The sequence below is a fragment of the Paroceanicella profunda genome (assembly GCF_005887635.2).
GTDB classification, from domain to species: Bacteria; Pseudomonadota; Alphaproteobacteria; order Rhodobacterales; family Rhodobacteraceae; genus Paroceanicella; species Paroceanicella profunda.
Window position 1 is genome coordinate 1145291 of record NZ_CP040818.1, and the last position, 22743, is coordinate 1168033.

The following is a 22743-nucleotide window of genomic DNA, read 5'->3' on the forward strand; positions in this document are numbered from 1 at the left end:
CCCGCACCACGCGTCCCGGCCTGCGTCGCCCCTTCGGCCAGCCTGCCCGGCCGGGGCCGCGCCGGTACCCGGCCTCCCGCATCGCAGCGCCGGGCCGGGCCTGCCGAATGGGGCGCGCCCGCGCGCCTGCGCCCCGGGGGCGCGCACCGTCCCCCCGTCGCGGGGGGCAGCGCAGCCGAACGGCTCCGGCGCCGCGCCGCTCCGGGCGTGGCCCGGAGCTTCCGGGCCGACGCCGTTCGCCCGGTCGGAGCGGCCTGGCCGGCGCAGGCCCCGGCTCCGGGGCGGCGAAGCGCGGGGGGTCCGGGCCGCGCGCAGGGCGAGCCCGGGAGGCGGCGCCCCGGTGGCGGCGGCCAACCAAGCGCGCGCCACGGCGCCTCGGCAATCTCCGGCGACATGGGCACACCGCCGACGGCCCCGCGCCGCCCTGCTCCGGGCCTGACCCGGAGCCTCCCGGCCGCCACGCGCGCGCCGGCCGCAGCGGGGCGGTCCGCGCGGAAGTGGGGGCCGGGACGGCGGAGCACGGGCCAGAGGGGAGAGCGCTGATGTGGGAATTCGTGAACTTCTACCTCCTGCCCGGCGTGGTGCTGGGCTGCATCTACGCGCTCGGCGCGCTGGGGATCTCGCTCACCTTCGGCATCCTGCGCTTCGCGAATTTCGCCCATGGCGAGATCATGATGCTGGGCGCCTATGTCACCCTCACCGTGATGGCGCTCACCGGGTTGCCGCCGCTGGCCGCGGCCCTGCCGGCCATGCTCATCACCGTCGCGGTCACGCTGGCGCTGGACCGGGCGATCTTCCGGCCGTTCCGGCGCGCGCCGGCCATCATGTCGGTGATCGCCAGCTTCGGGCTGATGCTGATGATCCGCTCCGCGGTGCAGTTCTTCTGGGGCGTGCAGCCCCGCCCGCTGGTGCGCGGCATCCAGCGCCCCGAGAGCTTCCTGGACGGTGCGATCCTGCTGCCGCCCAAGCATATCGTGATCATCGCCAGCACCGCGGTGCTGATGGTGCTGGTGCACCTGCTGCTCAACCGCACCCGCATCGGCAAGGCGATGCGCGCGGTTTCCGACAGCCCCGAGCTTGCCCGGCTCACCGGCATCGACGTGGAGGCGGTGATCCGCGCCACCTGGGCCGTGGCCGCGGTGACGGCGGTGGCCGCCGGCGTGCTGCTGGCGCTGGACACCCACGTGGAATCCCTCATGGGCTTCAAGATGCTGCTGCCGATGTTCGCCGCCGCCATCCTGGGCGGCATCGGCCGGCCCTTCGGGGCGGTGGCCGGCGGGCTGGTGATCGGCATCGCCGAGGAAATCTCCTCCTTCCCCTTCGGCGGCACCGATGCGCTGCTGAACCCGGCCTACAAGTCCGGCATCGCCTTCGCGATCATGGTGGTGATGCTGATCTGGCGGCCCTCGGGCCTGTTCAAGGGAAGGGTGTTCTGATGGAGGTCTACGGCTACACGCTCTACCTCGTCACCCTGCTCTCCGCCGGGGGGATCTACGCCATCCTCGCGCTGGGGCTGAACGTGCAATGGGGCTTCGGCGGGCTGTTCAACGCCGGCATCGCCGGGTTCTTCGCCGTGGGCGCCTATGTCTCGGCCATCCTCACCACGGCCGACACGCCGGAGCACCTGGGCGGCTACGGCCTGCCGCTTGCGCTCGGCGCGGCGGCGGCGATGGCGGTCTCCGCGCTCATCGCCTGGGGGATCGGGCGGATCTGCATCCGCCTGCGCTCGGACTATCTCGCCATCGCCACCATCGGCATCGCGGAGATCCTGCGCCTCGTGCTGAAGAACGAGGGCTGGGCCACCAACGGCCCGCGCGGCATCAACCGCATTCCCAAGGCCTTCGAGAGCCTGCCCGAGCCCTGGTCGCAGGTGGCCTTCCTCGGCATGGTGCTGGCCACGGTGCTGGTGCTCTACCTGGCCCTGGAGCGGGCCTGGCGCTCGCCCTGGGGGCGGGTGATGACCGCGATCCGGGATTCGGAGGCCGCCGCGCGCGCCGCCGGCAAGGACGTGGAGCGCTTCCGCATCCAGGCCTTCGTGCTGGGGGCCGCGGTGATGGGCCTCGCCGGGGCCTATTACGCGCAGTACATCAAGTTCATCGGGCCGGATGCGACGGACCCGCTCACCGCCACCTTCCTCGTGTGGGTGATGCTGATCGCCGGGGGCTCGGGCAACAACCGCGGCGCCATCCTCGGCGCCTTCCTGATCTGGACGGTCTGGTCCGCCACGGAGATCTTCACCCCGCGCCTGCTGGGCCTGGCGGCCGAGCTGCTGCCCGCCGATCTCGCCGCCGCGCTGAAGGCCGAGACGGTGGTGCGCGCGGCCTACCTCAGGGTGTTCCTGATCGGATTCGTTCTGCAATTCGTGCTACAGAAATATGCGCGGGGCATCCTGCCCGAAACGCGCCCCGCCGTGGCCGCGGCCCGCACATCCGACGCGCCTGCCGCGGCCCGCACATCTGCCGCAGCCCCGCCCCCCGCCAGGCGGGATCGGGGCTGAGCTCAGACCCGTGCGGCCGGAGGGCCGGCCCGCACGCACCAACAGGGAGACCGGAATGAAGACGCTGTTTCTGGCCGGAGCCGCCGCCATCTGCCTCACCGGGGCCGCGGCACAGGCCGAGGAGATCAAGGTGGGTTCCGTCGGCGGGGTCACCGGCCCGATCGCCGATATCGTGGCCGAGATCATGGAGGGCCGCGCACTGGCCGCCGCCCAGGTGAACGCGCAGGGCGGCCTGCTGAAGGGCGACACGATGACCCTCGTGCTGGCCGACAGCGGCTGTGACCCGAAGGCCGCGGTGGACGCGGGCTCCAAGGTGGTCAACATCGAGCAGGTGGTGGGCATCGTCGGGCCGAACTGCTCCGGCGCCACCAACGCGATGGTGCAGTCCGTCACCATTCCCGCCGGGGTGGTGACCATCTCCGAATCCGCCACCGCCCCCTCCATCACCGCGCTGGAGGACAAAGACCTCGTGTTCCGCGTCGCGCCCTCGGACGCCTATCAGGGCGTGGCGCTGGCGCAATACGTGCTCGACAGCGGGGTGAGCAATGTCGCCGTCACCTGGGCGAACGACGATTACAACGCCGGGCTGGGCGAGGTGTTCGTGAAGGCCTTCCAGGAGAAGGGCGGCACCATTGCCGCCAGCCAGGTGCATGAGCCGAACAAGGCCTCCTACCGCGCCGAGATGGCCACGCTGGGCGGCGCGGGCGGCGAGGCGCTGGTGATGTTCGCCTATTACGGCTCCTCCGGCATCACGCTGATCCGCAACGCGCTGGAGACCGGGGCCTTCACCCGCTTCTTCGGGGCGGACGGCATGGTCGACGACGAGGTGATCAACCAGATCGGCGCGGAGAACCTCACCGAGGCCGCCTTTACCGCCGCCGGCGCGGATGACAGCTCGCCCTCCTGGGCCGCCTACATCGCCGCGGCGCAGGAGGCGGGGCTGGCCAACCCCACCGGGCCCTTCGTGCCCAACGGCTACGACGCCACCTTCCTGATGGCGCTGGCCATCGAGAAGGCCGGCTCCGCGGACCGCAGCCTGATCTCCGCCGCGCTGCGCGAGGTGGCCAACGCCCCGGGCGAGGTGATCCTGCCCGGCGAATGGGAGAAGGCGAAGGCGCTGATCGCCGAGGGCAAGGACATCAACTACCAGGGAGCCTCCGGCGAGATCGAGTTCGACGCGGCGGGCGACGTGGCGGGGGTCTACAGCCTCAACACCCCGCAGGCCGACGGCAGCTTCAAGTCGGTGCTGCTGAAATGAGCCGCCCGGGGCCGCACCTGACCGGCGCGGCCCCGGATACACTTGTCTTCACCTTCCCGCGCACGATGTTTGCAACTGGGCCTGTGCACGCGTATGAGGATACCCGGCTTTCCGGGGCACCCGCCGGGCAGGCCCCCGATGGGTCGCGAAGGGATCAGAGACAGGCCGAATGACGCAATCCGGCGCAGACGACAAATCCTTGCTGGCCTCCCGGAACCGCGCCGTGGTCGAAGCCCGGCGCGCGGAGCGCAAGGCAGCCCGGCTGGCCGAGCAACTGCGCAGCCGCGACGAGCGCCTGACCGCCCGCAAGAAACCCAAGCAGCCCAAGCAGCCCCTGCCGGTGATCGAGGTTCCGCGCCTGCCCGAAACGGAAGAGCTGCGCGCCCGCCCGCGCATGCGCCACTGGGTCATCCTGGTGAGCTTCGTCTTCCTGGTGCTGCTGCCCTGCGCGCTGTGGAACTGGTACCTGCAGACCCGCGCGGCGGATGAATACGTCTCCCACGCCTCGTTCACCGTGCGCAACAACGACCCGCTGGCCTCCACCGACCTGCTCAGCCAGCTCGTCAGCCCGACCACGGCGGAGGCCTCGGATTCCACCATCCTCTACTCCTACATCCTGAGCCAGGAGATGGTGGAGAAGGTGAGCCGCGAGCTCGACCTGCGCAAGATGTGGAACCGCCCGGAGGGCGACTGGCTCTACACCCTGGGCGACGACACCAGCGTTGAGGCCCTGCAGAGCTACTGGCACTCGATGGTGAACCTCACCTACGAGCAGAACCAGGGCATCATCGGGCTGGACGTGCGCGCCTTCACGCCGCAGGATGCCCGCGCCATCGCCCTGTCGATCCTGCATTACTCGGACCTGCTGGTGAACCGGCTCTCCGAGGCGGCGCAGGAGGACGCGGTGCGCTATGCCCGCAACGACCTGAACGACGCGCGGGAGCGGCTGGACGCCCTGCGCGAGCGCATCCGCAAGTTCCGCATCGACAACAGGCTCATCGCGCCGGAGATCGAGGCCACCCAGCAGTTCGCGCTGCTCACCACCCTGCAGCAGATGCAGACGAACGAGATCCTCAACCGGGCCCAGCTTCTCGACACCACCCGGCAGAACGACCCGCGCCTCGCCACGGCGGACCGGCGCATCGCCGCCATCGGCGAGCAGATCGCCAAGGAGCGCACCCGCCTCGGCTCGGCGGAGACCACCGACGACCGCGACCTCGCCGCCCTGCTCTACCGCTGGGAGGAGCTGCGCACCGACCTCGAGTTCTCCGGCAAGGCCTACCTGAACGCCCAGGCCTCCTACCTGCTGGCGCGCAGCGAGGCCCGCCGCCAGACGCGCTATCTCGCCACCCATATCCAGCCCACGATGCCGGAGACCCCCACCTATCCGCAGCGGGTGATCCTGGGGCTGCTGGTCAGCTTCCTCATCCTCGTGGGCTGGCTGGTGTCGGTATTCGTCTACTACAACGTGCGGGACCGCAGGTGAGCCGATGATCGTCTTCAACAACGTCACGAAGTACTTCCCCACGCGGGGGGGCGAGAAATGGATCATCCGCAACCTCGACCTCACCATCCCGCGCGGCCGCAGCATCGGCCTGCTGGGCCGCAACGGCGCCGGCAAGTCCACCCTGCTGAAGATGATCTCCGGCTCGCTGGACCCGGACGAGGGCCGGATCGACCGCTACGGCCGCATCTCCTTCCCGCTCGGCTTCGCCGGCAGCTTCCACCCGGGGCTGAGCGGCGCGCAGAACGTGCGCTTCGTCGCCCGGGTCTACGGCGTGGACACCGAGCAGCTGGTGGAATACGTGCAGGATTTCGCCGAGCTGGGCCCCTTCCTCCACGAGCCGATGCAGAACTACTCCTCCGGCATGCGCGCCCGCCTCGCCTTCGGCGTGTCGATGGGCATCGCCTTCGACTATTACCTGGTGGACGAGCTCACCGCCGTGGGCGATGACAATTTCAAGCGCAAGTGCCGCGCCGTCTTCGACCAGCGCCTGCAGCACTCGGACGTGGTGATGGCCTCGCATTCCACCTCCACCCTGCGCTCCTACTGCCAGACCGGCGCGGTGCTGGAGAACGGCCAACTCACCTATTACGAGGACATCGAGGAAGCGATCGAGGTGCACCTGCGCAACATGCGCGGCCCCGGCAAGTGATCCGCGGCGCGCTGCGCCGGCTCCTCGGCCACCCTCCCTCCGCCGCGCAGATGCTCGACCGGGCCTGGCGGCTGGGAGCCGCGGCGCGCGGCGGCCCGGCACTCTCCATCCTGCCCGAAGGCGCGGACTGGCGCGCCGCCCCGGCGGAGTGGATCGGCTTCCTCGCCCCGCAGGACCGTCTGGCCCCCCACGCCGCCGCCGCGATCTCCGCCGCGCTCGCCGGCCGGCCCGACGCGCGCCTGCTCTTCACCGACACCGCCATCGCGCGCCCGGGCGGGCCCGACCCCTGGCTGAAACCCGGCTTCGACCCGCTGATGCAGGAGGAGACCGGCTATGCCGGGCGCATCGCCGTCTTCCGCCGGGACCTGCTGGACGCCACCGGCTGGCGCGGATCGGAGGCCGCCACCGTCTCCGCCGCCGCGCGCGGGCTGGACGCGGGGGCACTGCTGCACCTGCCCTATCCGGCGGTGATCGGGCCGGAACGGGCCTGGCCCGCCTCCCCCGCGCTGCCCGCGCCCCGGCCGATGCCCCGCGTCTCGGTGATCATCCCCAGCCGCGACCGGCCGGTGCTGATCGCCACCGTGCTGCGCGGCCTGCTGGAGGACACCGACACCCGGGGCGTACCGCCCGAGATCCTCGTGGTCGACAACGGCTCGACGGACCCGGAGGTGGCCGCGCTCTACGCCCGGCTGCGGGGGCGCATCCGCGTGCTGCGCCACGACGCGCCGTTCAACTTCTCCGCCATGGTCAACCACGGGCTGGAGGCGGCCACCGGCGAGGCGCTGCTGCTGCTCAACAACGACATCGAGGTCACCTCGCCCGACTGGCTGGCGGAGATGTGCGCCTGCCTCGCCCGGCCGGGCACCGGCATCGTGGGGCCGAAACTGCTGTTCCCGGACGGCACGCTCCAGCACGCCGGCGTGGTGACCGGGCTCGGCGCCGGCCACGCCGGCCACCCGGACGCGGGCAGCCCCGGCGCGGCGCTCGGCCCCATGGGCCGGCTCACCCACCGGCGCCGGCTCTCCGCCGTCACCGGCGCGGCCATGCTGATCTCGCGCGCCTGTCTGGAGGCCACCGGCCCCTTCGACGCCGCGCGCTTCGGCATCGCCTACAACGACGTGGATTTCTGCCTGCGGGCGCGGGCGCTCGGCTTCGGCGTGACATGGACACCGCATGCCGTGCTCACCCACCACGAATCGGCCACCCGTCGCCGCCGCACCGGTGCCGCCCTGCGCCAGTTCCGCGCCGAGAAGGCCGCCCTGCGCGCGCTTCACGCCACCGGTACCGCGGAGGACCCGGCCTTCTCGCCCTGGTATGCCCGCCGCCTGCGGCCCGAACTGCGCGCGCTCGCCGCGCTGCCACCGCCCCGCGCCTTCATGCCGGGCGACGCGTAACCCGCCTGCCTGCGGCGCGGGCCGGGCCGCGCATCCCACCGCGCCGCCGGCCGGCAGTCCCGGGCCTTCTCCCTCACCCTGTCCCGCATGCACCCGCGGGCCGGCACCCGTCTCGCCCCGCCCGCTCCGGATTTGTAAGCTCGCAACGGCTCGGGGCCTGCACCCTCGCACCCGCTCGAGACCTGCGTCCTCACAGCGGCCCGGGGCCCGCACCCGCCGCGTTGCGCCCCGGGGGGACGACCGGCTTTCCGGCACCTGCGCGCCGGGGGCAGCCCGCGGCCCCCCGCTCCCGCCCCCGCATGCGGGCCACGGCGCGGCGCCAGGGTCATGCGGCCCCGGGGCCCGTCAATCCGGCGTGGCGGGAGTGTCCCGGCGCCGCGCCAGCGCGTGTTCGAGGATGAAGACCCGGATCGCCGAGGCGAGGCCGGTTTCCGGGTCGCGCTGCGCGTCGATGCGCGCGGCAAGCTCGTTGAGGGCGAGGTCCTCCTCCGCCGCGATGCGCCGGAAGGCGGTCCAGAACGCGTCCTCGAGCGAGACCGAGGTCCGGTGGCCCCTGAGGGTGAGCGAGCGTTTCACGGGGCGGGCGGCGTGCATGGTGCAAGTCTAACCCGCCCCGCCGCGCGACACCATCTCCGCTGACGCCGGGCGGGGGCGCCACGCGGCAGCCTCCCCGTTGCCTGTGCCGGATTTGGCACTAGGCTTTGACGGAGCCCGCCAGACATCCGCGGGCAGGACATGCGGCCCGGTGCAAGCGCAGGGAGGAACGCAGATGAAGATAGACCTATTGCTGCCGGTCAAGGCCGTCTCCTGGGGGCTCGGAGTGCTGGGACAGGAGAAGTCCTTCATCGCCAACCCGATTATCGGCTCCGCCCGGCTGAACCGGATGGGGCTGCACCGCACCCGGGTGCACATGGCCGCGCGCATGGCCGCCCTCCGCCGCGCCCGGATGCCTGCCGTGCCGGAGGCCGACCGCGCCGCCTATGACCGCGACGGCTTCGTGATCCGCGAGAACTACCTGCCGCCGGAGACCTTCGAGGCGGTGCGCCGCGAGGCCTTCGACACCCCGCTGCCCTCCTGGGAGATGCGCCAGGGCCATACCGTCACCCGGATGACCCCGCTCACCCTGTCGCGCCGGCACCTGGCGCCGGCCTCCGTCGCCGCGGTGCGCGACCCGGCCCTGCGCGCCCTCACCGGCTACGTGGCCGGGCGCTCGGGCGAGCCGATCCACTTCATCCAGACCGTGATCGCCGAACCCGCCGCCGGAGACGCCGACCCCCAGACCGACCTGCACGCCGACACCTTCCACTCCACCGCGAAATTCTGGCTGTTCCTGCATGACGTGAACGAGGAGGACGGGCCGTTCATCTTCGCGCCCGGCTCGCACCGGCTCACGCCGGAGCGGCTGGAGTGGGAGCACCGCCAGAGCCTCACGGCGCGGGCCGACGCGCGGGCGCATCATTCCTTCGGCTCGTTCCGCATCCGCCCCTCGGACCTGCAGGCGCTCGGCTACGCCGCCCCCCGGCGCATGGCGGTGAAGGCGAACACGCTGGTGGTGGCCGACACGTTCGGCTTCCACAGCCGCGCCCCCTCCGGCCATGCCACCACCCGGGTGGAGCTGCACGGATACCTGCGGCGCAACCCGTTCGTGCCGTGGAACGAGGCGGATTACCAGGCCCTGCCGGGCCTCCGCGGCCGGCAGCTCGACATCCACCTGAGCTGGAAGGATTTCGGCGCCGAGCGCTTCGGCAAGCCCCGCGTGTGGCAGCCGGTCGGCGCGCGCACCGGGCGCGACCCGGCGCAGATCTGACCCCGTCGCGGAGCGGCTCACGCCGCGCCGCTGCTTCTGCCTGCGCCTCTCGGCGCCCCGTGCCCCTCGCCGCTTCCACCTGCGCCGATCGGCGCCCCGCGCCCCGTGTGCCCCCCGTGCCCCGTGCCGCCTCGTCTCTCTCGCCGCCCCTCGCGCCCGCCACCATCCCGTGTCCGTCACCGTCCTGTGTCCGTCGCCACCCCTCACCCAACGCCGCCCCGCTCCCGACAGCGCCCCGTGTCCCTCGCTGCCCCGCGCCCGACACCGCCCTGCAGCCATCCCCCCCACACCCTTCGCCGTCCCACGCCCGTTGCCGCCCCGTGCCTGACATCGCCCCCCCGCCCGTTGCCTCCCGGTGCCGGACACCGCTTCGTACCCATCGCCCCCCACGCCTGTCGCCGCTCCACGCTTGTCGCCTCTCCGTGGCCGCCACCACTCCGCGCTCGTTGCCTCCCGGTGCCGAGCACTGCCGCGTTCCCATCGCCCCCCAAGCCTGTCGCCCGCTCCGCGCTTGTCGCCTCTTTGTGGCCGCCGCCACTCCGCGCCCGTTGCCTCCCGGTGCCGAGCGCTGCCGCGTGCCCATCGCTCCCACGCCTGTCGCCGCCGCGCGCCCGTGGCCTCTCCGTACCCCTCACACCTCCGCGCGCGTCGCCCCCGGCGCCTCCGGTCTCCTGCCACCGGCCGCGTGGCTGCGCGCCGGGCCTCCGCCTGCGGCACCGGCCCTGTCACGGCGCCGTCATGCCCGGGTAACAGGGGTTTCGCACCCGCAGCATATACCCCCTGCAACGCGGCAGGCGGTACAGGTGCGCAATGGCTCATATCCGGGTCACGGCCGGCGCGGCGGGGCTTCAGCCCGTCGGGCCGGGAGAACCCCTCTCCGCGCGCCTGCGCGGCGCGGCGCGGGGCCTGCCGGCGCGCGCGCCGCTGCTCATCCTCGTGCATGGCTACCGGTATGACCCGCACAGCCCGGCCGCCAGCCCGCATCACACGCTCTATGCCGCCGAGGGGCCTGACGCCTGGGCGGCGCGGCTGGGCTTCGACGCCCCGGGCGGCGGGCTCTGCGTGGGGTTCGGCTGGAACGCCCGCGCTCCGCACCTGCCGGAACTGCTGCGCCGGGGCCGCACCGGCTTCGCCCGGGTCTATGAGCGCGCCGGCGCCACCGGGGCGGCGCTTGCCACGCTGATCGGGGCGCTGGCCGAGGCCGCGCCGGGCCGCCCGGTGGACATCCTCGCCCATTCGCTGGGCGCGCGGGTGGCGCTCGGCGCGCTGCCGCATCTCGATGCCGCAGGGGCGGCGGCGCTGGGGCGGATCATCCTGCTCGGCGGCGCCGAATTCGCCGGCCGCGCCGAGGCGGCCTTCGCCGCGGCGCCGGAGGCCGCCTGCCCGGAGGTCTATTCCATCGTCTCGCGCCAGAATGACCCGTTCGACACCCTGTTCGAGCTGTTCGCCCCGCGCGGCGCCGGCGCCGACCACGCCCTGTCGCGCAAGCTGCCGCGCCTGCGCAACTGGCTGGCCCTGCAGATCGACAGCCCGGGCACCCGCCGCTGGGCCACATCGCGCGGGATCGCGCTGGAGGCCCCGGCCGGGCGCATCTGCCACAACGGGTTCTACACCCTGCCCGGGGCGATGGAGCTTTACGCCGGCATCCTGCGCGAGCGGGAGATCTTCTCCGTCGCGGCGCTGCGCGGCAGCCCGGCGCTTGCCGAGCATGAGCCCCGCTGGGCCCGTTTCGGCCCGCTGCCGCCCATGCCGGGCGCCGGCCGGGGCCGCGGCCTGTTCCGCCCGCGCATCGGCCGGCAGCGCGCGCCGTGACCCGCCCTGCCAAACCGCGGCATTGGACAGCGGCGCCCCGCGCCGCCACAGTCAGCGCTCCGGGAACAAGGAGACACACGCATGCCCGCCCCCATTGAGTTGCACTACTGGCCCACGCCGAACGGCTGGAAGATCTCCATCGCGCTGGAGGAGATGGGCCTTCCCTACGAAACCCGCCTGGTGAACATCGGCGCCGGAGAACAGTTCCGCCCCGAATTCCTCGCCATCGCCCCGAACAACCGCATGCCGGCCATCGTGGACCCGGACGGCCCGGACGGCGCCCCGATCTCCGTGTTCGAGAGCGGTGCCATCCTGCAATACCTTGCCCGCAAGACCGGGCGTTTCGGCGGCAGCACCGCGCGGGAGCAGGTGGAGGTGGAGCAATGGCTGATGTGGCAGATGGGCGGCCTCGGTCCGATGGCCGGCCAGGCGCATCATTTCCTCAAATACGCCCCGGCCATGGAGCCCCCCAACGACCTGCCCTACGCGAAGGACCGCTATCGCAACGAGGTGGGCCGGCTCTACGGCGTACTGGACAGGCGGCTGGCGGACCGGGAATTCGTCGCCGGGCCCTATTCCATCGCCGACATGGCGATCTGGCCCTGGGCACATCTGTGGGAAGGACAGCAGCAGGACATCTCGGAGCTGAAGAACCTGCAGGCCTGGCTGGAGCGGGTGGCCGCGCGCCCCGCCGTGCAGGCCGGCCGGGCGCTGGCGGCGGAAAAGCGCGCCCAGTTGCAGGACGATCGCAAGGCCCAGTCCGTGCTGTTCGGCCAGAAGGCGCGCTGAGCGCAGCCGCGCAGCGCCGGGCCCGCCCCGGCGCCGCGCAGGCGGTGCACCGGGGCCCGGAAAAACGAAAAGCGGCCCCGAGGGACCGCTTTATCGATTTGATTTCCTTAGGAAATCTGGAGCGGGCGATGAGATTCGAACTCACGACCCTAACCTTGGCAAGGTTATGCTCTACCCCTGAGCTACGCCCGCTTCCTTCTTGGGTGAGGCGGATTTAGGAGATTCGGCGGGGGAACGCAAGCGCCTTTTTTCGACCGGATGGAAAAGACTTTGCCGCCCCCTTGCGGCAGCCCCCGGCAGCGGCCATCGTCGGCCCGTATCTGCAGGAGAATGGCCATGTCCGACCCGGAATCCGAAACCCGCCCCGACCCGAAGGTCGACTCACGGGTCGCCCCGCAGGCAGAGTCGGACGCCGCGCCCGCCACGGAGGCGCAGCTCCTCGCCCGGCTCGACGCGCTGGGGATCGGCTACAGCCACCACACCCACCCGCCCCTGCGCACCGTGGCCGAGAGCAGGGAGCTGCGCGGCGCCCTGCCCGGGGTTCACGTGAAGAACATGTTCCTGAAGGACAAGAAGGGCACGGAGCTGGTGCTGGTCACCTGCCGGGAGAACCGGCAGATCCGCATCGGCGACCTGGAGAAGGTGCTGGGCACCAGGCGGCTGAGCTTCGCCAGCCCGGAGCGGCTGATGCAGCACCTCGGCGTCATCCCCGGTGCGGTCACGCCGCTGGCGGCGATGAACGACACGGCGGGCGCCGTGCGCGTGGTGCTCGACGCGCAGGTGATGGCGGCGGAGCTGCTGTGCTGCCACCCGCTGCACAACGAGGCGAGCGTGGCGCTCAGCCCGGCGGACCTGCTCCGCTTCCTGGAGGATACCGGCCACGCGGCGGAGACGGTGGATTTCGACGCTCTGGAGGCGGCTGCCCTTGGCACCCGGGCCGAGGGGCTCTAGATAGGGGGAGCTGGCAAACGGGCCGGCCGAAACCGGAGGGACGAAGATGCTCGAACTCGGACAGGACAGCGGTGCCAAGGCGGATCTGGTCTCCGAGGGCTCCGAGGCGACCTTCATGGCCGATGTGGTCGAAGGCTCGCGCGAGACCCCGGTGATCGTCGATTTCTGGGCGCCGTGGTGCGGCCCGTGCAAGACCCTGGGCCCGGCGCTGGAAGCCGAGGTGAAGGCGCAGCGCGGCAAGGTTCGCATGGTCAAGATCGATGTGGACCAGAACCAGCAGCTCGCCCAGCAGATGCGCATCCAGTCCATCCCCGCGGTCTACGCCTTCGTGGACGGCCGCCCGGTGGACGGGTTCATGGGCGCGCAGAGCCCGGCGCAGATCAGGGAATTCGTCTCCCGCATCGCGGCGATGGGCTCCGAGGCCGCCGGCCTCGAGGAAGCCATCGCCGCGGCCGAGGAGATGCTCGCCGAAGGTGCGGTCACCGATGCCGCGCAGACCTTCGCCGCCATCCTGGGCGAGGAGCCGGAGAATGTCCGCGCCATCGCCGGTTTCGCCCGCACCCACGTGGCCATGGGCGACCTGGAACGCGCGGCGCAGATCCTCGCCATGGTGCCGGAGGCGAAGGCCTCCGACCCGCATGTGAGCGCCGCGCGCGCGGAGATCGAACTGGCCGGTGCCACCGCCGGTGCGGGGGAAACCGCTCCGCTGCGCGCCGTCGTGGAGGCGGAGCCGGACAACCACCAGGCCCGCATCGACCTTGCCATCGCCCTGATCGGCGAGCGCAAGTTCGAGGAGGCGATGGACCAGCTTCTGGAGAGCTTCCGCCGCGACCGCGAGTGGAACGAGAGCGCCGCGAAGGAGCAGCTCTTCAAGCTGTTCGACATGCTCGGCCCGAAGGACCCGCTGGCCCAGAAGGGCCGCCGCCGCCTCTCCTCCATCATCTTCAGCTGAGGGGGCGGGATGCGGCGCTTCACGCTGGCCGACCTGCCGGAGACCATCCCGGTGTTCCCGCTGCCCGGGGCGCTGCTGCTGCCCCGCGCGCGGCTGCCGCTCAACATCTTCGAGCCGCGCTACCTCGCCATGCTGGAGGACGCGCTGAAGACGCCGGAGCGGCTGATCGGGATGATCCAGCCCATGGAAGGCGGCAAGCGCCTGCACCAGATCGGCTGCGTGGGGCGCATCACCTCCTTCAACGAGACCGATGACGGGCGCTACATCATCACCCTGGGCGGCATGTGCCGCTTCCGGGTGGGCGCCGAGCACGACGGCTTCACCCCCTACCGCCGCTTCTCCGTGGACTGGGCCAGCTTCGAGCGCGACCTGGGCCCGCCGGAGAGCGACGCCGGCTTCGACCGCCCGGCCTTCCTGGACGTGCTCTCGCGCTACTTCGAGGTGACCAGCCTCAGCTCGGACTGGGACGCGCTGAAATCCGCCGACGAGGAACTGCTGATCAACTCGCTCTCCATCCTCTGCCCGTTCGAGGCGGAGGAGAAGCAGGCGCTGCTCGAGGCCCCCAGCCTGGAAACCCGCCGCGAGACCCTCGTCACCCTGATGGAATTCGCCCTGCGCGGCGGCACCGAGGGAAACCTGCAATGACCGATACGCCCGACACTCCGGAGGCCGACGCCCCGCGCCCGCCCGCATTCGACCGCCGCATGCTGGAGGCGCTGGTCTGCCCGGTCACCCGAGGGCCCCTGGCCTGGGACGCGGAGCGGCAGGAACTGGTCTCGAAGGCCGCCGGCTATGCCTTCCCGGTGCGGCAGGGCATCCCCATCATGCTGCTCGACGAGGCCCGCCAGCTGGAGGACTGACCTCCGGGGCGCCCCACGACCACGCCAGGGTTGTGGGGGCTTGGAGAGCCGCGGGTGACATCCCAGATAGGATGGGTGATCATCGGGCCTGGCCCGGCGCCCCCGGCGCCCGGCAGGGTCCTCCAGACGGGAGAAGCGCTCATGGCCGGTGGCTGGTCGCGCGACGGCGCGGTGAACGAACAGATCGAAGCGTCGATCGCGGATGAACTGAAGCGCATGCAGGCGCGGCGCGCGCCGGTCGGCGAAAGCCGCACCCATTGCGCCGAATGCGAGGAGCCCATCCCCGAGGCCCGGCGCCGGGCGCTGCCCGGCGTGAAGCTGTGCATCGACTGCCAGCAGGAGCGCGACGCGAAGCCCACCCTGCGCGGCGGCATCAACCGGCGCGGCTCCAAGGACAGCCAGCTGAAGTGACCGGCCGGGCTCAGGGCGCGGCGCGCCGGGGCGCGCGGCTCATCACCAGGTAGGGGCCGTCCGCATCCTCCATCTCGGATTCGAGGGTGAAGCCGCAGGCCCCGAACAGCGCCCGGCTGGCCAGGTTGGCGGTGTCGATCTCGGCGCGCACCAGCCACACCGTCTCCGGCAGGCGCGCCAGCCGCGCCATCACCAGCTCGCGCCCCAGCCCCCGCCCACGCATCTCCGGCGCCAGCGCGAGGCCCAGCGTCGCGAGGTCTCCGTCCACGCGCAGGGCATGGTCGCCGATCAGCCGGTCGCTCTGCCGGTCCGCCACCGCGAGGTTCACCCAGCCCCGGCCGGTGCCCGGCGCGCGGTCGCCCTGTGCCAGCAGGTGGCGCTCGAAGGCGGCATGGTCCGGGGTCCAGTGCATGAAGCGGTCGATGTCCGGGTCCGCGCGCAGGGCGCGGTGGCCCGGCAGATCCGCCTCCCGGTAGGGGCGGATGCGCAGCCGCGCTGTGTCGAAGCGGATCACCCGGTCAGAGCGGCCGTCCGCGCATCAGCCGCGGCAGCTCGCCCATGGAGCCCGCCGCCTCGCGCATGAAGAAGCGCCGCGCCGCGGGCAGCCGCCCGACCAGCCCCAGCCCGATGTCGCGCAGCGGGCGCAGCAGGGGATTGTCGTTCGAGAACAGTCGGTTGAGCCCGTCACACGCCAGCGCCACGGCGGTGGCGTCAAAGCGCCGCCAGGACTGGTAGCGCTCCAGCGTGAGCAGGCTGCCGATGTCCTCGCCCAGCCGGGCGCCGTCCACCAGCACCTCGGCCAGCGCGGCCACGTCCTTCAGCGCGAGATTCAGCCCCTGCCCGGCCAGCGGGTGGATGCCATGCGCCGCGTCGCCCAGCAGGGCGAGGCGCGGGCGCACGTAGTCTTCGGCCAGCGACAGGGTGAGCGGGTAGCTGTAGCGCTGCCCCTCCAGCCGCGTCTCGCCGAGGAAATCGCCGAATCGGGTGCGCAGCTCGTCATGGAAATCGGCGTCGCCGAGGCCGATGATCCGCCGCGCGTTGGCCGGCGTCTCGGTCCAGACCAGCGACACCCGGTTGTGCGGCAGCGGCAGGATGGCGAAGGGCCCGGCGGGCAGGAAATACTCGTGCGCCACGCCCTCGTGCGGCCGGTCGTGCGCCACGGCGCAGACCAGGCCGGTCTGGCCATAATCCCGCCGCATGTGGCGGATGCCGGCACGCGCGGCGATGGCGCTCCGGCGTCCGTCGCAGGCGATGATCATCCGCCCGGTCAGCCGGGTGCCATCCGACAGGGTGAGGCTGGCGCCCGCGGCCGTCGTCTCGTGGTCGGTGACCCGGACGGGCGCGCGGTGGTCGATGAGCGGCGCGTCGGCCACCGCGTCCAGCAGCGCGCGGCGCAGGTGACGGTCCTCGACCATCCAGGCGAAGGGGCCGGAATCGCCCTCGCGGTGGTCGAAATGCAGGAAGAACGGCGAAGGCGCGGCGCCGATGCGCCCGTCGGAGACCACGATGTCGCGCATCGGCTCGGCGAAGGTCTGCAGGCGCTCCCACAGGCCCAGCCCGTCAAGCAGCCGCGTGCAGGAGGCCGCGATCGCATAGGCGCGGCCGTCGAAGCTGCGCGCGCCCCGCGTTTCGGCCGGCAGGCTGTCGCACAGGACGCTGGACAGGCCGCCGCGCGCCAGCGCGAGGGCCATCAGGCAGCCGGCAAGTCCGCCGCCGGCGATCAGCACATCCGCATCGGGTTTCATGGGCGGCATTATGGCCTTCGCGCCGGCATTGTCCATGCGGCGCGTGACATCCCGCGGCCGGCGCCGGAGCGGTGCGGGAAGGCGCGCCGGCATGCGTGCCGCATGCCGCTTTCCGGCGCGGCCGGAAAGGCGATCTGCCACAGGCAGAGCGCGCGCGCCCCGGCGCCCTGCCCCGGCGCCGCGCGGTGTCAGTGAGCGGGCACGCTGAGCGGGTCGAGCACGGTGCGCCCGCCGTCCACCGCCAGGATCTGCCCGGTCACGAAGCTCGCCGCCGAGGAGGCGAGCCAGGCCACGGCATCCGCCGCCTCCGTCGCCTCGCCCACCCGGCCCAGCGGCGTGACGGCGATCATCTTCGCGCGCAGCTCCTCCTGGCTCTTGAGCGAGTCGCGCAGGTTCGCCGTCATCACGCCCCCCAGCGCGACGCCGTTCACCCGGATGCCGCTGGGCGCCAGCGCCACGGCGAGGTTGCGCGTCATCTGGTCGATGGCCGCGCAGGTCACCGAGTAGGCCAGCAGGTCCGGCAGGGTGCGCTGGCCGGCGATGGAGCTGATGTTCACGATGGCGCCGTTGCCGCCGGCGGGCGTGTCCGTCCGGCCCTCGGCCTGGGAGATCATCCGCCGCGCCACCGCCTGGCTCAGGCGCAGCGCGCCCTTGAGGTTGGTGTCCATCATCACGTCGAGATCCTCGTCGGCATTCTCCAGCGCGTCGCCGTAGCGCATCACGCGGGAGGCGTTCACGAGGATGTCGATCTCGTCGTAGTTCCCCAGCGCCAGGGCGATGAGGTTGTTGACCGAAAGCTTCTCCTTCAGCTCGCAGGAGAAGGTGACGATCTCGGCCCCGGATTCGCGCAGGTCGCGCGCCTCCTCGGCCAGCTTGGCGTCATTCGTGTCGGTCAGCACCAGTCGGGCGCCGGCCGCCGCGAACTTGCGTGACACCGCGAGCCCCACGCCGGTCACGGCGCCGGTGATGATCGCGGTCTTGCCAGTCAGCAGGCCCATGTGAAATTCCCCTTATCCCCACCGGCGAGACCTTAGGCCAACCGCCGTGATGACACAAACCGCAATCTTTTCTTTACCCGGACCGCACCCGGCGCAAGATAGCGGCAACGAATACCGGAGGGAGCCCATGACCAACGCCGCCTACAACACGGATCTGCCGCGCACGCCGGCCAATTTCCAGCCCCTGACACCGCTCACGCTTCTGGAGCGGGCGGCGCATGTGTTTCCCGATCACTGCGCCATCATTCACGGTGCCCAGCGCGTGACCTATCGTGACTTCTACGCCCGCGCCCGGCGGCTGGGCTCGGCCCTCGCCGGGCTCGGCATCGGCCGGGGCGACACCGTCTCGGCACTTCTGTTCAACACGCCGCCGATGCTGGAGGCGCATTACGGCGTGCCGATGTGCGACGCCGTGCTCAACGCCATCAACACCCGGCTGGATCCCGCCGGCATCGCCTTCATCCTCGACCATGCCGAGGCGAAGGTGCTGATCCTCGACCGGGAGCTGGTGCCCCTCGCCCGCGCCGCGCTGGAGATCGCCCGGGTCTCACCCGTGCTCATCGAGTACAACGACCCCACCGCCCCGGGCGCCGACACCCTCGGCGGCACCGACTACGAGGCCTTCGTCGGCGGGGGCGATCCGGAGTACCCCTGGCAGATGCCGCGGGACGAGTGGGACGCCATCGCCCTCAACTACACCTCCGGCACCACGGGGGACCCGAAGGGCGTGGTCTACCACCATCGCGGCGCCACGCTTCTGGCCACGGGCAATGCCCTGCACGCCGGAATGCGCCAGCATCCGGTCTACCTCTGGACCCTGCCGATGTTTCACTGCAACGGTTGGTGCTTTCCATGGACGCTCTCGGCGCTGGCGGGCACCCATGTCTGCCTGCGCGCCGTGCGGGCGGGGGCGATGTATGACGCGATCGTCACGCACGGCGTGACGCATATGTGTGGTGCGCCCATCGTGATGTCCACCCTCCTCGCGGCGGGCGAGGGCGAGAAGCGCGACGTGCCCCAGCAGGTGGAATTCCTCACCGCCGCCGCGCCCCCGCCGGAGAGCGTGCTGGCCGCGATGGCCGAGGCGGGGTTCCGCGTCACCCATGTCTACGGCCTCACCGAAGTCTACGGCCCGGCCGTGATCAACGAGTGGAAGCGCGACTGGGACGCGCTGGATCCGGAGGCCCAGGCGCGGCTGAAATCCCGGCAGGGGGTGCGCTACGCCGCGCTGGAAGGGCTCGACGTCTTCGACGTGGAAGCCGGCCAGCCGGTGCCCGCCGATGGCGCCAGCCTCGGCGAGGTGGTGTTTCGCGGCAACGTGGTGATGAAGGGCTACTTCAAGAACCCCGCCGCGACGCAGAAGGCCCTCAAGGACGGCTGGTTCTGGTCCGGTGACCTCGCGGTGAAGCACCCGGACGGCTATATCCAGCTCAAGGACCGCTCCAAGGACATCATCATCTCCGGGGGCGAGAACATCTCCTCCATCGAGGTGGAGGAGGTGATCTTCAAGCACCCCGCCGTCGCCATGTGCGCCGTGGTCGCCAAGCCGGACGACAAGTGGGGCGAGACACCCTGCGTCTTCGTGGAGCTGCGCCCCGGCCGCGAGGCCAGCGCCGAGGAGATCCTGGCCCACGCCCGCGCCGGGCTGGCCGGTTTCAAGTGCCCCCGCTACGTGGTGTTCGGCGAACTGCCGAAGACCTCGACCGGAAAGATCCAGAAATTCGCCCTGCGCGAGAAGGCGCGCGCGCTGTGATCACGGCCCGCTGACGCTCCGGGCGGGGTCCGCCCCCCGCCCGGCCGTCAGGGCCAAGGATGTGATCACAAGGGGGGCGGCGCCGTCCAGCCGCCCTGTGACATGCGCACCTGAGCCCCGAAGGGCCTTCGCGCACGCGCCACAGGGAATTCGGTCCGGTCAGTGCCACTGCCCTCCGGTCGCACATCCCGGAACCGCCGCACTCGGGCCAGACGCATGACGTGGCGGTTCCGGCCCCTGCCCGCAGGACGCCGCACCGGCCGCCTCCCGGGACACCCGCACCGCCTCACATCGAGCGCGGCGCCGGGGTGGAGCGCCGGGGCGTGCATGATCCGGTCTCCGGATCATCTTTCCGGCCCGCGGGCCGGAAAGCGGCATGCCACGCATGCCGGCACGCCGTCCCGCCCCGCTCCGACGGCGCAGACATCGGGCGGCCCGGCGCAGGGCAACGCACCCAGGCCCCCCCAGCGGCCTCAGGCGCCGGCCGCGAACAGGGCGGCGAAGCGGGAAAGGTCCTCCTCCGAGCGCTTCATCGGATCGTAATCCGGCTCCGGGTGGCGCTGGACCACGTCCCAATGCTCGGCAAGCTGCCCCCTCTCGTTGAAACGCAGGATGTCGACGATCACTGTCGTCGGCAGCAGCTTGTGCAGGATGACGAAGTCGCCGCAGGCGAACAGGTGGACCGGGCGCCAGTCCTTCCGGCCCGGGCGGCGCGAGGCCACCTCGTGGAAGTAGCGGCGGATCCCCTCGCGGCCCTGCCCGATGCCCGGCGTGTGCTGGACGTAATCCTCGGCCACGAGCTCGTCGATCAGGGCCAGATTGTCGCCGTGCAGGCACTCGTCCATGAAGCGCAGGACGGTGCGTTCGTTGGCGGTGAGATCGGTGCGCAGGCGGGGATCGTGGGGGTTTGGCTGCATGGGGTCTCCTCCGGGGCCGCGGGGCCGGTTCGCGCCGGCCTTCCTGCCGGAAGAATAGGCTGGCGGCACGGCACCCGCCAGCCCGAAGGCGCGCGCCTGTCAGACGCCGGGTCCCGGCGGCCGGGGACCGGGCGTCAGCCCCGCAGCGGCGTTGAACGGCGTTGAGCCTCGGCGCTCAGCGGCGGCCGAAGTTCAGCGCCAGCCAGCAGCCGGTCATCGCGAAGGGAATGGTGAACAGCCACACGCCGGACCAGCTTCCGATCAGCCCCACGCAGACGCCGGCCAGCGGCGGCCCGATCAGCTGGCCGATGCCCGCGCCCTGGAACAGCAGCCCGTTGAGCACCGGCGCCTCGTCCATGTTGCGCATCATGCGCGGCACGGCGCTCCAGAGCACCGCGGCCACCAGCCCGCCCACGAGGTTGTAGGCCCCGGCGCAGATCACCACGGCCCAGAGCGGCAGGAAGCCGCCGAACAGCGGAATGGCCAGCGTCCCGCCGGCCACGAAGCCCAGGGCGGCCATCAGGTCCGGCCGCACGCCCCGCCCCAGCAGCCAGCCGGCAGAAAGGGTGGCCGGCACCATGGCCAGCACGGCCCCGGTCACCACCGCGTTCGCGCTGCGCACGCTGACGCCGTAATCGTCATGCAGCAGGGTGGGCAGGAAGGACATCACCACCAGGCTCGGCGCGGAGAAGCACACGAAGGCCACCACATGGCGCACCGGGTCGCGCCGCAGGGTGCCGCGCAGGTTCACCCGCCCGGTCACCAGCGGCGGGTCACGGTGATAGAGCCGCGCGATCAGCACGCAGGCCGCGAGATTGGCCGCCGCCACCAGCGCGAAGATCCCCCGCCAGCCGAGAAACCCGATGGCGAGGGCGGCGATGGCGAGCATCACGCTCACCCCGATCGGCAGCCAGGTGCCCCAGAGCGCCATGGCGAAGGACCGGTCCGGCGGCGCGGTCTTCGACTGGATCAGCGAGGGAATGGCCGTCACGGTGAGCGAATAGCCCAGCGCCTCCGCCGCCCGGGTGAGGAACAGCAGCGGAAAGCTCGGCGCCAGCGCGCCCAGGCCCGAGCCGATGGCGCCCAGCGCCAGCCCGGCAACGGCTGCCCGGCGCGCCCCGATCCGCCGGACCAGAAGCCCGAAGCCCAACCCGCCCAGGGCGAAGGCGAGGCTGAGCAGCGAGATGTAGAAGCCCATTGCCGTGAGCCCGGTGCCGAAGTTCTCGCGCAGCAGCGGCACCGTGGCCGACATCTTGCCCACCAGCAGCGCAATGCACACGCCGGCGAACAACCCGGCGGCCACGTGCGGCCAGGAGGTTGGCTGGCGGTTGCTCATTTCTTCTTCGGTCGGAACGCGGTGAGCACCTTGAAGCCGCCCGTGGTGGCCAGCGTGTCACGCTCGATGAAGGCCTGCTCCAGCGCCGCCTCATAGGGGAGCTGCCGGTTGGCGACCAGGTAGAGCCGGCCGCCCGGGGTGAGCACGCGCGCCGCGGCGGCGATGAACGCCTGCCCCAGCGCCGGCTCGGCGGCCCGCCCGGTGTGGAACGGCGGGTTTGTGATCACAACGTCGAAGGGCCCGTCGCGCTTGCCCAGCCCGGTGGCATCGGCCCAGTGGAAGCTGGCGCGCGGGTCCGCGACATTCACGCGCGCGGCCTCCAGCGCCGCGTGGTCGGCCTCGTAGAGCGCGAGGCTGCGGATGTCGGGATGCGCGGCGAGCACGGCGGCGGAGAGCCAGCCGTAGCCGGAGCCGAGATCGGCCACCCGGCCCTTCAGCCCCTTCTTCACCCCGGCCAGCGCCTCCACCAGCAGCGCGGAGCCCGGATCCGCATGATCATGGCTGAACATGCCCGGCGCGGTGAGGAAATCGCCGGCGTTGCGGCGCGGCGCCGCCTCCGCGGCCCAGCCGCTCACGGCCTCCGGCAGCTCGGCCGGGCGGGTGAGCCAGAAGGTCCGGCCATGGCCCTTCGACAGGCCGCCCTGCACCGGCACCACGGCCTTCACCCGCGAGAGGATGCTGTCGATCCCGTCGGTCTTCGCGCCGGAGACGAGCAGCAGCCCGCCCTCCGGCAGCGCGCCCAGCGCCCGGGCCACCAGGCCCAGCGTCTCGGCGCGGTTGCGCGTCACCAGCACGGCGGCGGAGGCGAAATCGCCCCCCTCCACGCGCGGCGCCACGGCGATGCCGGCCAGCGCATCGTGTTCGGGGCGGAAGCCCTGTTCGCACTGCAGGCGTTCGGGCCCGAGCTCGGACAGGCCGGGCCCCGGGCGGGCATTGAGGAACAGCATCGGGCCGGCGGGCAAAGCCACCGTGCCGTCGGCGACGGGAAACACCAGGCGATCTAGATCGGTCATGAAATTTCTCTTACAGTCCCCTGCGCGCAACGACCAGAGGCGGCGCGCACAACCCTGCTGTGCAAACCCTGAATTCTTCGCTGACAGGAGACCA

At 72.0% G+C, this 22743-nt stretch carries 22 protein-coding genes and 1 tRNA gene; 15 read left to right on the forward strand and 8 right to left on the reverse strand.

What is annotated here, in order from left to right:
• Positions 1–542: 542 nt before the first annotated feature.
• The 6 genes from FDP22_RS05160 (at position 543) to FDP22_RS05185 (ending at position 7305) form a co-directional block, all read left to right on the forward strand.
• Positions 543–1436 (forward strand): branched-chain amino acid ABC transporter permease, encoded by an 894-nt coding sequence (locus FDP22_RS05160; protein ID WP_138575618.1) that lies wholly within the window; start codon positions 543–545, stop codon positions 1434–1436.
• Complete coding sequence (locus FDP22_RS05165; protein ID WP_138575619.1) at positions 1436–2497, forward strand: branched-chain amino acid ABC transporter permease; 1062 nt, start codon at positions 1436–1438, stop codon at positions 2495–2497. Before FDP22_RS05160 ends, FDP22_RS05165 begins: the two co-directional genes overlap by 1 nt.
• 55 nt (positions 2498–2552) lie before the next feature.
• Positions 2553–3755: an ABC transporter substrate-binding protein gene (locus tag FDP22_RS05170; protein ID WP_138575620.1), complete on the forward strand. Its 1203-nt coding sequence runs from the start codon at positions 2553–2555 to the stop codon at positions 3753–3755.
• Between the two features lie 169 nt (positions 3756–3924).
• On the forward strand, positions 3925–5241 hold the full coding sequence (locus tag FDP22_RS05175) for a KpsE/RkpR family capsule polysaccharide export protein (RefSeq protein WP_138575621.1): 1317 nt from the start codon (positions 3925–3927) through the stop codon (positions 5239–5241).
• A 4-nt stretch (positions 5242–5245) separates the two neighbouring features.
• Positions 5246–5911, forward strand: coding sequence for an ABC transporter ATP-binding protein (locus tag FDP22_RS05180; RefSeq protein WP_138575622.1), 666 nt, complete (start codon positions 5246–5248; stop codon positions 5909–5911).
• Positions 5908–7305, forward strand: a complete 1398-nt coding sequence (locus FDP22_RS05185; protein ID WP_138575623.1) for a glycosyltransferase family 2 protein — start codon at positions 5908–5910, stop codon at positions 7303–7305. Before FDP22_RS05180 ends, FDP22_RS05185 begins: the two co-directional genes overlap by 4 nt.
• A gap of 345 nt (positions 7306–7650) precedes the next feature.
• Here FDP22_RS05185 and FDP22_RS05190 read toward each other — a convergent pair whose 3' ends face one another.
• A complete protein-coding gene (locus FDP22_RS05190; RefSeq protein ID WP_138575624.1) occupies positions 7651–7899 on the reverse strand; it encodes a ribbon-helix-helix domain-containing protein in 249 nt (82 codons plus the stop codon).
• Positions 7900–8074: 175 nt separating this feature from the next.
• Here FDP22_RS05190 and FDP22_RS05195 point away from each other — a divergent pair, with 175 nt between their 5' ends.
• From FDP22_RS05195 to FDP22_RS05205, 3 genes are all read left to right on the forward strand, one after another.
• Positions 8075–9112, forward strand: coding sequence for a phytanoyl-CoA dioxygenase family protein (locus FDP22_RS05195; protein WP_138575625.1), 1038 nt, complete (start codon positions 8075–8077; stop codon positions 9110–9112).
• Between the two features lie 810 nt (positions 9113–9922).
• Positions 9923–10924 carry an alpha/beta hydrolase gene (locus FDP22_RS05200; protein ID WP_138575626.1) on the forward strand — a complete coding sequence of 334 codons (1002 nt, stop codon included), beginning with the start codon at positions 9923–9925 and terminating at the stop codon, positions 10922–10924.
• An 81-nt stretch (positions 10925–11005) separates the two neighbouring features.
• Positions 11006–11713 (forward strand): glutathione S-transferase N-terminal domain-containing protein, encoded by a 708-nt coding sequence (locus FDP22_RS05205; RefSeq protein WP_138575627.1) that lies wholly within the window; start codon positions 11006–11008, stop codon positions 11711–11713.
• A gap of 117 nt (positions 11714–11830) precedes the next feature.
• Here the strand turns inward: FDP22_RS05205 and FDP22_RS05210 are convergent.
• Positions 11831–11905: transfer RNA gene (locus FDP22_RS05210), tRNA-Gly, on the reverse strand.
• 144 nt (positions 11906–12049) lie between these two features.
• Between FDP22_RS05210 and FDP22_RS05215 the strand changes: the two genes are divergently transcribed.
• From FDP22_RS05215 to FDP22_RS05235, 5 genes are all read left to right on the forward strand, one after another.
• Positions 12050–12664, forward strand: a complete 615-nt coding sequence (locus FDP22_RS05215; RefSeq protein WP_138575628.1) for a prolyl-tRNA synthetase associated domain-containing protein — start codon at positions 12050–12052, stop codon at positions 12662–12664.
• Positions 12665–12710: 46 nt separating this feature from the next.
• Complete coding sequence (locus tag FDP22_RS05220) at positions 12711–13616, forward strand: thioredoxin family protein (RefSeq protein WP_138575629.1); 906 nt, start codon at positions 12711–12713, stop codon at positions 13614–13616.
• 9 nt (positions 13617–13625) lie between these two features.
• Complete coding sequence (locus FDP22_RS05225; protein ID WP_138575630.1) at positions 13626–14261, forward strand: LON peptidase substrate-binding domain-containing protein; 636 nt, start codon at positions 13626–13628, stop codon at positions 14259–14261.
• Positions 14258–14476: a Trm112 family protein gene (locus tag FDP22_RS05230; RefSeq protein ID WP_138575631.1), complete on the forward strand. Its 219-nt coding sequence runs from the start codon at positions 14258–14260 to the stop codon at positions 14474–14476. The genes FDP22_RS05225 and FDP22_RS05230 overlap by 4 nt, the downstream gene beginning before the upstream one ends.
• A gap of 141 nt (positions 14477–14617) precedes the next feature.
• A complete protein-coding gene (locus FDP22_RS05235) occupies positions 14618–14887 on the forward strand; it encodes a DksA/TraR family C4-type zinc finger protein (RefSeq protein ID WP_138575632.1) in 270 nt (89 codons plus the stop codon).
• A gap of 10 nt (positions 14888–14897) precedes the next feature.
• Here the strand turns inward: FDP22_RS05235 and FDP22_RS05240 are convergent, their stop codons facing one another.
• The 3 genes from FDP22_RS05240 to FDP22_RS05250 all read right to left on the reverse strand — a co-directional run bounded on the left by FDP22_RS05240 (position 14898) and on the right by FDP22_RS05250 (position 17630).
• Entirely contained in the window at positions 14898–15401 is a 504-nt protein-coding gene (locus FDP22_RS05240) for a GNAT family N-acetyltransferase (protein ID WP_138575633.1), read from the reverse strand.
• A gap of 4 nt (positions 15402–15405) precedes the next feature.
• On the reverse strand, positions 15406–16632 hold the full coding sequence (locus FDP22_RS05245; RefSeq protein WP_138575634.1) for an FAD-dependent monooxygenase: 1227 nt from the start codon (positions 16630–16632) through the stop codon (positions 15406–15408).
• Between the two features lie 188 nt (positions 16633–16820).
• A complete protein-coding gene (locus FDP22_RS05250; RefSeq protein WP_138575635.1) occupies positions 16821–17630 on the reverse strand; it encodes an SDR family NAD(P)-dependent oxidoreductase in 810 nt (269 codons plus the stop codon).
• 127 nt (positions 17631–17757) lie between these two features.
• Here FDP22_RS05250 and FDP22_RS05255 point away from each other — a divergent pair, with 127 nt between their 5' ends.
• On the forward strand, positions 17758–19383 hold the full coding sequence (locus tag FDP22_RS05255) for an acyl-CoA synthetase (protein ID WP_138575636.1): 1626 nt from the start codon (positions 17758–17760) through the stop codon (positions 19381–19383).
• Between the two features lie 473 nt (positions 19384–19856).
• Here FDP22_RS05255 and FDP22_RS05260 read toward each other — a convergent pair whose 3' ends face one another.
• The 3 genes from FDP22_RS05260 to FDP22_RS05270 all read right to left on the reverse strand — a co-directional run bounded on the left by FDP22_RS05260 (position 19857) and on the right by FDP22_RS05270 (position 22649).
• A complete protein-coding gene (locus FDP22_RS05260; protein ID WP_138575637.1) occupies positions 19857–20300 on the reverse strand; it encodes a nuclear transport factor 2 family protein in 444 nt (147 codons plus the stop codon).
• A 175-nt stretch (positions 20301–20475) separates the two neighbouring features.
• On the reverse strand, positions 20476–21636 hold the full coding sequence (locus tag FDP22_RS05265; protein WP_138575638.1) for an MFS transporter: 1161 nt from the start codon (positions 21634–21636) through the stop codon (positions 20476–20478).
• The gene (locus FDP22_RS05270; RefSeq protein ID WP_138575639.1) at positions 21633–22649 is read right to left on the reverse strand and encodes a class I SAM-dependent methyltransferase; all 1017 of its coding nucleotides are present in this window, start codon (positions 22647–22649) and stop codon (positions 21633–21635) included. The genes FDP22_RS05265 and FDP22_RS05270 overlap by 4 nt, the downstream gene beginning before the upstream one ends.
• Between the last annotated feature and the right edge of the window lie 94 nt (positions 22650–22743).